At 69.4% G+C, this 9721-nt stretch carries 13 protein-coding genes; 3 read left to right on the top strand and 10 right to left on the bottom strand.

Going from position 1 to position 9721, the window contains the following annotated elements; genetic code table 11:
* The 6 genes from Q1N79_RS10985 to Q1N79_RS10960 all read right to left on the bottom strand — a co-directional run.
* The coding region (locus tag Q1N79_RS10985) for a carbonic anhydrase (RefSeq protein ID WP_300607813.1) at positions 1 to 443 on the bottom strand (443 nt) is incomplete at its 3' end.
* Positions 440 to 1450, bottom strand: coding sequence for an aromatic/alkene monooxygenase hydroxylase subunit beta (locus Q1N79_RS10980; protein ID WP_300607810.1), 1011 nt, complete (start codon positions 1448 to 1450; stop codon positions 440 to 442). The genes Q1N79_RS10980 and Q1N79_RS10985, both read right to left, overlap by 4 nt.
* Positions 1447 to 1758, bottom strand: a complete 312-nt coding sequence (locus tag Q1N79_RS10975) for an MmoB/DmpM family protein (protein ID WP_300607807.1) — start codon at positions 1756 to 1758, stop codon at positions 1447 to 1449. The genes Q1N79_RS10980 and Q1N79_RS10975 overlap by 4 nt, the downstream gene beginning before the upstream one ends.
* A complete protein-coding gene (locus tag Q1N79_RS10970) occupies positions 1755 to 2078 on the bottom strand; it encodes a Rieske 2Fe-2S domain-containing protein (protein ID WP_300607804.1) in 324 nt (107 codons plus the stop codon). The genes Q1N79_RS10975 and Q1N79_RS10970 overlap by 4 nt, the downstream gene beginning before the upstream one ends.
* Positions 2071 to 2319 carry a toluene-4-monooxygenase system B family protein gene (locus Q1N79_RS10965; protein WP_300607801.1) on the bottom strand — a complete coding sequence of 83 codons (249 nt, stop codon included), beginning with the start codon at positions 2317 to 2319 and terminating at the stop codon, positions 2071 to 2073. The genes Q1N79_RS10970 and Q1N79_RS10965 overlap by 8 nt, the downstream gene beginning before the upstream one ends.
* Before the next feature lie 13 nt (positions 2320 to 2332).
* On the bottom strand, positions 2333 to 3832 hold the full coding sequence (locus Q1N79_RS10960) for an aromatic/alkene/methane monooxygenase hydroxylase/oxygenase subunit alpha (RefSeq protein ID WP_300607799.1): 1500 nt from the start codon (positions 3830 to 3832) through the stop codon (positions 2333 to 2335).
* Between the two features lie 166 nt (positions 3833 to 3998).
* On the opposite strand from Q1N79_RS10960, the gene Q1N79_RS10955 reads away from it, so the two are divergent.
* Positions 3999 to 4640, top strand: a complete 642-nt coding sequence (locus tag Q1N79_RS10955) for a MarR family winged helix-turn-helix transcriptional regulator (protein ID WP_300607796.1) — start codon at positions 3999 to 4001, stop codon at positions 4638 to 4640.
* Here Q1N79_RS10955 and Q1N79_RS10950 read toward each other — a convergent pair.
* The 3 genes from Q1N79_RS10950 to Q1N79_RS10940 all read right to left on the bottom strand — a co-directional run bounded on the left by Q1N79_RS10950 (position 4637) and on the right by Q1N79_RS10940 (position 6512).
* Positions 4637 to 5038 (bottom strand): DUF3040 domain-containing protein, encoded by a 402-nt coding sequence (locus tag Q1N79_RS10950; protein ID WP_300607793.1) that lies wholly within the window; start codon positions 5036 to 5038, stop codon positions 4637 to 4639. The two genes, Q1N79_RS10955 and Q1N79_RS10950, sit on opposite strands and share 4 nt — an antisense overlap.
* A gap of 327 nt (positions 5039 to 5365) precedes the next feature.
* Positions 5366 to 5827, bottom strand: a complete 462-nt coding sequence (locus Q1N79_RS10945) for a universal stress protein (protein ID WP_300607790.1) — start codon at positions 5825 to 5827, stop codon at positions 5366 to 5368.
* 19 nt (positions 5828 to 5846) lie between these two features.
* On the bottom strand, positions 5847 to 6512 hold the full coding sequence (locus Q1N79_RS10940) for a TetR/AcrR family transcriptional regulator (RefSeq protein WP_300607787.1): 666 nt from the start codon (positions 6510 to 6512) through the stop codon (positions 5847 to 5849).
* Positions 6513 to 6614: 102 nt separating this feature from the next.
* On the opposite strand from Q1N79_RS10940, the gene Q1N79_RS10935 reads away from it, so the two are divergent.
* Together Q1N79_RS10935 and Q1N79_RS10930 are read left to right on the top strand one after the other, a co-directional pair.
* Positions 6615 to 8054 carry an MFS transporter gene (locus Q1N79_RS10935; RefSeq protein ID WP_300607784.1) on the top strand — a complete coding sequence of 480 codons (1440 nt, stop codon included), beginning with the start codon at positions 6615 to 6617 and terminating at the stop codon, positions 8052 to 8054.
* A 47-nt stretch (positions 8055 to 8101) separates the two neighbouring features.
* Positions 8102 to 8599, top strand: a complete 498-nt coding sequence (locus Q1N79_RS10930; protein ID WP_300607782.1) for an SRPBCC family protein — start codon at positions 8102 to 8104, stop codon at positions 8597 to 8599.
* A gap of 147 nt (positions 8600 to 8746) precedes the next feature.
* On the opposite strand, the gene Q1N79_RS10925 is transcribed toward Q1N79_RS10930, so the two are convergent.
* Positions 8747 to 9586 carry a methylenetetrahydrofolate reductase gene (locus tag Q1N79_RS10925; RefSeq protein WP_300607779.1) on the bottom strand — a complete coding sequence of 280 codons (840 nt, stop codon included), beginning with the start codon at positions 9584 to 9586 and terminating at the stop codon, positions 8747 to 8749.
* Positions 9587 to 9721: the final 135 nt, after the last annotated feature.

Below are 9721 nucleotides of genomic sequence, written 5' to 3'. Positions count from 1 at the left end.
CCGCGGACCGACTCCTTGTGCGGGATGAACGGGCTGGCGAGGATCCGCGCCTTGGACTGCCGCACGTCCTCCTCCAGGTCGGGGAAGGCCTCGGCTGACCAGGCCGGCTTGATCCCCGTCTCCTCCTGGATCGAGCGCTTGAACCCGTCGTCGGTGAAGGTCAGCATGCCGCAGTCGGTGTGGTGGATGAGGATGATCTCGCTCGTGCCGAGCAGCCGCTGGCTGATCGCCAGCGACCGGATCTCGTCGTCGGTCACCACGCCGCCCGCGTTCCTGATCACATGCGACTCCCCCTCGTTCAGGCCGAGGATCGCGTAGACGTTCAGCCGCGCGTCCATGCACGCGACCACGGCGGTGCCCTTGGACGGCGGCAGGGGCAGCGGGCCGGTGAACTGCCCGGCGTACGCGGCGTTGTTCCGCAGGTACTCGTCGGTGGCGGTCATGACCGAATCTCCTCCTTGAGGTTGCCTAGGCTCGCGGTGACCGTGGCGACCGCCGATTCCGGGCTGGCCGGGACGGGCGCTTGCGTGAAGATCCCCGCGAGGCCGGCGACCGCGCTGTCGGCAGCCGGCTGCCATTTCCCTACCCATTCGGTGATAATTGCAAGATTCTCCGGACGGGCGGCTATCGCGTACCTGGCCAGCGCCACGGCCCAGGCCTGGTTGCGCGTCGTGTCCACGCCAGACTCCTTGAGCAGCTGCGCGGTCAGCCCGTCGCCGTTGGCCAGCGCCAGGTCGGCGAAGGCTTCCTTGACGAAGGCGTCGAACGCCGGCTTGACCACCAGGTTGAGCGCGGTGAACGCCTCGCCCCAGTCGTAGGCGAGCAGCAGCGTCTCCAGGGCCTGCCTGGCCGGCTGCCAGGTAGGGTCGTCCTCCCAGATCGCGCGGGCGGTGGCGCCGTCGGCCAGCGCCGCGCCGTGCGTCAGCGACAGCGACTTGGCCCGGTAGGCGATCCACTGCAGGACGCGCAGCTCGTCCGCGGCCTGGAAGAACGACGCGTTGGTGACCGCCGCGCTCGGTCCGAGCTGGCCGACGTAGAGGCTGGTCATCTGCAGCACGTGGAAGGCGAAGCGGGCCGGCAGGTACAGCCGCCCGAGGACGGCGACCCAGGCCGGATCAAGCCCGGCGTCGTGGTCGGCGGCCTCGAAGTGGTCGACGACCCCCTCGGCGTATATCTCCCTGTCGTGCTGGCGCGCGATGTAGCGGCGGTAGGACAGCTGCGCCGGGTCCTTGAACCCCTCCCAGTCGGCCGCCTTGAGCGGTGAGCCCTCCCGGTAGCGCAGGTACCACTGGTTGATCGCGCTGCCCGGGTCCAGGTCGAACGGGGCCGGCTGCCTGCCGAAGTGGTAGTGGAACTTCCCTGTGACGATCTCGTACTCGTTGAGCCTGCGGCGCCCGGGGTCGGCGATCGACCAGGTGCGCAGCTTCCGCTGTGTCGCCGGGGTTGTCATTGGGTGTCCCCCCTTTCCAGGAACCAGACGAGCTCGTCATCGCCCACGTAGTTCATCCGGCCGGCGAAGCTCGCGATCGCGGGCTCGAGCTCGGGCAGTGAGATCGGCCTGCCGAGCGCCTCGGACAGGCTGGCCCTGGTCACCCGCAGGTAGCGGGGCGCGTGGATGCGCACGTATCCGGCGCGGTCCTCGATGAAGAGCTCCACCCCCGGGTTGTCCTTTTCCAGCGCGGTTTCCAGCGCGTCCACGATGTCCGGATCGAAGCCGCGGACAACGGGTCCGACCAGTTGTTTCGGCTCGTCGCTCATGCGCGCACTCCAGAGATAGAGACGGAGATCTGCTCCCCAGCCACGCGGATGGGGAAGGCTTGCAGGCTGCAGTTGCCGGGGTTGACGCCCTGACCTGTCCGCAGGTCGAACTCCCACCCGTGGCCCGCGCAGGTGAGCACGTCGCCCGCGAGCTCGCCGCTGGCGAGCGGGAACCGTGAGTGCGGGCATTCTCCCTGGTAGGCGCGCACCTCGCCGCCGGGCAGGTGCGCCAGCAGGATCAGCTCCGCGCCGACGGTGACCGCGCGGATGTCGCCCTCCCATAGCTCGTCCAGAGTGGCCACGTCGGTCCACTCACTCATCGAAGAAGGCTTCGACGTGGTCCAGGGGAGCGGCCGGGATCGTTCGGACTAGCTGATCTTGAGCTATGACCCGGCCGCCTGCCCGCAGCCTGACCGGGGCCTGGCGGGGTGCGACCCGGTGCCCGACGACGTGGTGGGCGATCTTGCGCGCGACGACTTCGGCGGTGTCCTCGTCGTCGACGGCGACGAGCAGCGACACGATGTCGCCATCGAAGGTCGCGCTCAGCGGTAGCAGTGCCATGTCGGGTGTCTCCCTAGTGCTGGCCGTCGCGGCCGTTGGCCCAGGCGTAGCCGGTGGCGTCCTGGCCCTGCTCCGGCTCGGACAGGCCCATGTAGGCGAGGATGCCGCCGAGGTCGGGCGGGCTGATCTCGCCGGTCAGGAAGCGGTCGACGATCGACTTGTGGCCCTTGAAGCGGTCCGGGCGCTGGGTGAAGATCCACTTGCAGGGCTCGGAGCAGAACAGGTACAGCCGTCCCTCGTGGACGTGCCGCAGCGGGGCCGGGTCGGTGTGCGCGCCGGCCAGGACGCCGGCGGCGCGGACGATGGGCAGCTGGCAGATGTTGCAGGCCAGCGGCAGCGTCTCGGGGAAGGTAGCCGGGATGTCGCCGCTCCGGACGTTCTCGGTGATCACGTCCCAGTGGCGGCCGAACGTGCGGTTCCAGCCGGGGTACTTCTCCTCCAGCCACTCACGCTCGGCCTGTGAGACGCCGGCGTCGGGGTTCCACCAGACGGTGGGCCGCCAGTTCCAGACGACCGTGTGGATCGCGTGGTGGTACCAGCTCAGCTCCTTGACGAACTCGTCCCAGTACCAGGGGAAGTCGAGGCCGTAGTCGCGGAACTGTTCGGTGAACTGCTTGATGACCCAGTCCTCGATGAACTCCTTGAAGCTCATCTTGCGGCTCTCAAGCGGCGTGTAGTAGTCCATCGACAGGCCGGTGAGCAGCGCGAACGCGCGCCAGCTGCGCCAGAACATGTGGTCGATGAGGAACTGGCCGTAATCCTTGTGGCCGTTTTCTATCAGCACCTTGATCGTCGGCTCGCCCTGCTGCGCGTGGCGGGCCTCGTCGGTCTGGATGCTGGAGATGAGCGCGCCGAACTCCAGGTCGCCGACGTCGATCGCGTCCGCGGCCATGCCGAGGAACTGCAGGTTCGTGAACCCGGTCTCCAGCGTGAACGTGAGCTGCAGGGCGATGGAGACCGCGTCGTTGGCGACGAACATGTCGTCGAAGAGCTGGCGGACGGCGATCGCGATCCAGTTGTTGGTGTGGAAGGCCTTGAGCGCCCAGTCGCCGCGGGGCTCCTTCTCCAGCAGGCCGTAGGGGAAGAAGGCCTGGATCTGACCGTGCCTGACCTCGTCCAGGGTGCCGAACGTCGCGGTGTTCCGCCAGGCGGCCGCCCTGCCGAACCGGCCCATGCGGGCCTCGCCGATCGAGGCGAGGTACTCGGGCATCGTGATGGCGCCGTAGTGCGCGAGAATGACGGATTTCCAGCCCGGGTCGAGCTCGTCGAAGACCTTCGAGCGGCTGATCGCGTTCTTGAGGGAGTACGTGGTCGTGTCCTTGGTGACCTGGTTGTGCACGTACTCGCGGTAGGAGACCTTGTACGGCTCGTCCCAGGCGAGCCATTGGTCTTTGCCGACGCGATGGGAGCCGGAGAGCTCTTCGGGGAAGACTGCGTCTTCGGTGACGTAGCGGAAGGTCCAGTTTGTGTCGCGCGACAAGTCGTACCAGTCGCTGCGGGAGAGCTTGGGCATCGCTGTCCCCCTTTGTTCTGGCTGCGCTGGCGGGCGCCGGTCCCGCTGACTTCCTACTTTGTCTATCTACTTACTAGTCTATTGTCGGGTACGATGTCAAGGAGTCCTAAGTATTTAGGTGTTTTGCCACGTGATCGCCGGTTTGAGTCTGGAGGATGCAGCGCGCATGAGACCGCCAGGCAGTCCAGAGGAACGCCATCCCTCGCTGGACTCCAAGATCGTCGCCGCCCTGGACCGGGTCGGCGACGCCCTGCAGGTACTTGCCCGGCGAGCGGCCGGGGCACACGACCTATCGCCCACCCAGATGCGGGTACTCGTGCGGCTGTACTACGGCCCGCCGCCCGACGCGGTGGCCGGTGAGCTCGCGCGCGAGTTCGACGTCGCCGATCCGACGATGAGCGACGCGCTGTCAGCGCTTGCGCGCAAGGGGCTGATCGACCGGTCGCCGGACCCCGCGGACCGGCGGCGGCACGTGCTGGGGCTCACGGCCGCCGGGCGGGCCGTGGCGCATTCCGTGGCCCGCTGGACCGCGCCCGCGGAGGTCGCGAGCTCGGGCCTGTCGCGCTCGGAGGGCGAGGGGCTGCTGTCGACGCTGCTTGACTTGCTCGAGCGGATGCACGCGGCGGGCATGCTCAGCGTGGCGCGGACCTGCACCACCTGCGGGCATTTCGAGCGGGGGTCCGCGCCGGGCGCCTGGCCGGCCCGGCACCGCTGCGCCTACTACGGGTACCCGATGAGCACGTCGGACTTGCGCGTCGACTGCGCGGAACACGTTGCCCGCGGCGGCTCCGGTGCCGCCCGAGGTTAGGATCCCGACCTGGCCGACTGACCTGGCACCGTGGCCGACCGCGTGCCCGCGCAACTGACCGCCGCCCACCATTGCGAGCAATCTCGGGTGCTGGCGGCCGCCGGGGTCACGAAGGTCAGCACCAGGGCGACAACGATCATTCCTAGCGATGTGAGGAACCACACAGCCGCGAAGAACCACGATGCCCGGACGGAATGGCGCGTCCTGCGCCGGTACCGGGCTCGGCGGCGGGGGCGGCCCCGATGACGGACGCTCGCGAGCGGCCGGCGGGAAGGCATCTCCTCACCTGCCATCAGCCGGTTGAACCCGGCTGCCAGCGACGCCAGCTTAGGGTCCGAACCGGTCAGTTCGCTGGCTATCCGGCCCAGGATCTCGTGTTCCCGTGGGCTCAGGCTCACGCCCCCCACCTCCATGAAGCCCGTGCCCGGCCACAGCGCACACGGTTAACTCACTGCTCCCAGTTGCATTTGCTTGGCGGCACATCAACAAGACGGCTAGCGACCCTGGCGACCGTCTCCCCCGGAAGTAATCCGAGTGCACCCAGCACGCAATATAGACGGTTACGTGAGGTGAGGAGCACGCAACCGGCAAGTCGGGCACACTGGGCCAGATGTCGTACACCTACATCTGACGCGAACTTACCCCGCATGGGGGCGATGCCGTTTGCCAGAGATGACAGTGATGCTCTGGCGGACCACAGTGCGCGAAAGCGGTTAAGCGTCAGCTCAGGAGTCGGCTCCCTGGGCGTGCGGACTGCGGACGATGACGACCGGGCACTCGGCGTGGTGCACGCAGTACTGCCCGACCGAGCCGAGCAGCGCCTCGGTGAACCCGGCGTGGCCACGGCTGCCGACCACGAGCAACTCCGCGCCCTTGGCAGTGTCGAGCAGCGCTCGCGCCGCGTTGTCATGCACCACCACCGGCCGGATCGCCACGCCCGGCTGCTGGCCTGCCGCCTCGGCGATCGCCGTCTGGAGCATCGAGGCGGCCAACTGCTCCAGGTCGAGCCCGTCCTCGACCAGGACCCATCCGTAACTACTGGGGATCTGCCACGCGGTCACCGCGTCAACCACGGCGCCGGTCAGCGCCGCCTGCCGCACCGCCCAGGCCAGCGCGGCCTTCGACGAGTCCGAGCCATCCACGCCCACCACGATCCTGGCTTGGTCGCCTGCCGGCTGTGCGGCCATCGGGTTCCTCCCTCTCGTTTCACCGGTTTACACGTTGATCATGCGCCAAACCACCCGCCCCAGGGTAGGGCCGGACGTCCCCGCCGCCCGCAGGAGCTGAGACCGCGACAAGCGGCAGGAACACCTCGTCGACGATTTCCTCGATCACCTGCTCGCCCGGCGGAGTGCGGTACCGGAAGAGCTCGTGGCGGAACAGGTCGGTCGGCAGGGTCGCGACACGAAGGGGGACGCCGGGACGTGCTTCGCCGCGGGCGGCGGCGCGGTTCAGGATCGCGGTCATGACCCCGGCGCCGATGTGCAGCACCTCGTCCTGGACGCGGCCGAAGGCGTCGGCGTTGCTCAGGTACTCGCCGAGCAGGCCGTAGACGGTTTCCGGCCCTACCTGGGCCAGCCGCTGCGACTCGCGGCGCAGGACGGCAAGGACGTCGCCGCGAAGGCTGCCGGTGTCGGGGATGTCGCCGGAGAGCATCGGGAGGTGGCGGCGCATCGCGGCGATCACCAGCTCGGGGCGGTTGCGCCAGCGGCGGTAGATGACCGCCCGGCTGGTGCCCGCGCGGCCGGCGACCGCCTCCATCGTGAGGGCGGCGTAGCCGACGGACTGGAGTTCGGCCCAGGCGGCGTCGAGCAGCGCCGCCTCCAGGGCCGCGCCGCGCCGCCGGGTCTGCCCGCCGGTGTGCTGGGCCACTCTACGGTTCCCTCCTTTAAGAGACAGTTGCATCTTAGCCTCATCAAGCTTAGGATACGATCGTATCTAATTAGGATACGCATGTCTCTTAGAGGAGGGGTCATGGCACGGCGAGGCTGGTGGCCGCTTGCGGTGATCGCGTCGGCGCACCTGATGGCGGTCCTCGACACCACGGTGATGTTCGTGGCGCTGCCCTCGGTGCAGCGTGACCTGGGGATGTCCACCGCGCAGCGGCCGTGGGTGGTGACCGCGTACACGCTGGCGCTCGCCGGGCTGCTGCTGCCTGGCGGGCGGCTGGCCGACCGGTTCGGCGCCCGGCGCACGCTGATCATCGGCGTGGCGGGCTTCGCGATCGCGTCGGCGTGCGGGGGCGCCGCGGTGAACGGCGCCATGCTCATCGCCGCGCGGGCCGTCCAGGGAGCGTTCGGCGCGCTGCTCGTCTCGTCGACCAAATCCCTGCTGATCACCGTGTACAACGACGACGACGAGCGGGCGCGGGTGCTCGGCATCTTCACCGCCACGCTGACCGCCGGGCTGGCCGTCGGGCTCGTCCTCGGCGGCGTGCTCACGAGCTTGCTGAGCTGGCGGTGGTGCCTGTACGTCAACGTGGCGCTGTCGGCGGTCGCGCTCGCGGGCGCCCCGCGAGTCCTGCCGCAGCTTCCCAAGCGCCCGAACATCCGCATCGACGTGCTCAGCGCCCTGCTCGCCACGGCGGGCATGGTCGCCCTGATCTACGGGCTTGGCGAGGCCGCGTCGTACGGCTGGGACTCGGTCCAGGTGGCTGGCTCGCTCGCGGTCGCCGTGGTCACGCTCACCTGGTTCGTCGCACGGCAGGCCGGGCATGCCGACCGGCTGCTGCCGATGCGCGTCGTCCTTGACCGCAACCGCGGGTGGGGGCTGATCGGGCTGGTCGTGAACGCCCTCAGCACGTTCGGGATCATGCTGATCCTCACCTACCAGCTGCAGTCGGTCATGCGGTATCCGGCGCTGACCACCGGGCTCGCCCTCGTCCCGTTCGCCGTCGGCGCCGGCCTTGGCTCGGCGCTGCTCGCGCCCTGGCTGACCCGGCGGGTGCCGCCCAGGTGGCTGGTCAGCGGCAGCATCGCGGTGGAAGCCCTCGGGCTGCTGCCGCTGGTCTGGCTCACGCCGGACAGCCGGTACGTGCCGCTGATCCTGCTGGCCATGATCATCGAGGGGATCAGCACAGGCGTCGCCGGACCCGTCACGCTCGGCATCGCGCTGCGCGGCGTGCTGCCCGCCGACACCGGTGCCGCCGGGGCCGGGACGAGTGCCACCGGCCAGCTCGGCTCTTCGATCGGCGCCGCGCTGCTCAACACGATCGCCGCCGCGGCTACCGCCAGCTACCTCAGCGCGCACGCCGCGGCGGGCACGGCGGCGGCCACCGTGCACGGGTTCAGCGTGGCCATGATCTGGGGCACGGCCATCCTGCTGGCCGCCGCCATCCCGATCGCCGCCTTCATCAACGCCGCGGTGCCAGGCAAACCGCGGGCGCCTTCGCGGGCGCTGGAACGCTCACGGTGAGGACCGCCGAACGCAATGCGGACCTGCGGCAGGACTAGCGTTGGCTCATGGCGAAGACCCAGTGGCACAAGTTCTACGCCACGACGATCAGCGCTCCGCCCGGGCTGTTGTTCCAGCTGCTCTCCGACATGCCGAACTATGGCGACTGGCTCCCCGGTTCCGGCCAGTACGGGGCGACGACGGACGTCGAGCCGTACCCGGTGCGGCGGGGCACCCGATACCACGACGGGAAGCCGGGCGAGCCTGGCAAGGACTGGTGGGGGACGGTGACCGGCTTCCAGCCGCCTGGCTCGCTCGACTTCCGGCACACGATTCACGTCAGCCGGCTCAGGGCGTCGATCGACGTGCACATCCACTACTCGCTTGAGCCCGGCGACGGCGCCACCGCCACCCAGGTCAGCCGCTGGCTGGTCCTCGACATCACGCTGCCGGTCGTGTTCCGCCCGCTGCGGCCGGTCATCACCGCGCGCTTCGACAAGGAGAACCTGCGGACGATCGCCGCGCTCAAGGCGTACGCGGAAAGTCGCTCGAGCGTGGGCGGCTAGCGGATCGCCGGGGCCGGCCGCAACCGCGCGGGCATGCGCGTCGTCCCCATCAGTGCCGACGGCCCCCGCACCACCCCCTTCGGGGGCCGCCGGTACGCGCCTGGTGGCGTTCGTCAGCTACCCCCAGGGAGGACGGCCGGGCCGCCGTCAGGCCAGTTCGCGCCGGCGGAACTCGGCGATCCAGTCCGCCGTCGCCGCCAGGCCGCCGAACGTGTAGAAGTGCAGCCTGACCTCACCGTGACGCTGGGGGTCGTAGCCCTCCCCGAGCGCCCGGATGAACCGGTCCGGCCCGGCGGTGCCCATGAGGTTGGTGATCGAGAATCCGTACTTCCTCGCGATCCCCGCGCTCGTGCCGACGCCGAAGCGGGCCGCGTAGGAGAGCAGCCTGCGCACCCCGGCCGGCCCGGGCACCCCGACCCGGACCGGCAGGTCGATGCCGCGCTCACGCACCGCCTCGAGCCACTTCAGGACCGGGTCGACGTCGAAGCCGAACTGCGTGATGACCGCGCCGGGCAGGCCGAGGCTCGCCAGCGTCGCGGCCTTGCGCTCAAGCGCCGACCACAGCACCGAATCGGCGATCGCGGGATGTCCCTCCGGGTAACCGCCGACGCCAACGTGCCGCACCCCGTACTTCTGGAGCAGCCCGGACTCGATCACCGCCAGGGCGTCGTCGTATGGCCCGAGCGGCGTTGTCGGGTCACCGGCGATGACCAGCACGTTCTCGCTGGCGCCGTCCGCCGAGAGCGCGGTGAGGTACTCCTCGAGCATCGCCTGTGACCGCAGCCTGCGGGCTGAGATGTGCGGCACGGGGACGAAGCCGGACCGCTTGACCGCCCGCGCGGCGTCCAGCCGCATCCGGGGCTCCTCGTTCTCAAGAAAGGTCACGTTGATCCGGGTTCCTGGCGGGATCGCGTGCCGCGCCTCCTCGAGCCTCGCGGCGTCCTTGCCCGTCATCTCCAACGAGAAGTCCTCAAGCAGGGTGTTCACGTACCGCCCTTCCCGATATCTCGTAGCCCAACCTGCCCGTTATGTTATGGCCAAGCACACGGCCTGACACGGGGCAACTTGGCCCGTCAGACGGTCTTTGGTGGCGGCAACAAAAGCGGCCCGCGCCGTTAGGGA

The sequence above is a fragment of the Trebonia sp. genome, assembly GCF_030042015.1.
In the GTDB taxonomy this organism is placed as follows: domain Bacteria; phylum Actinomycetota; class Actinomycetes; order Streptosporangiales; family Streptosporangiaceae; genus Trebonia.
This window is presented reverse-complemented; position numbering and strand designations above follow the sequence as displayed.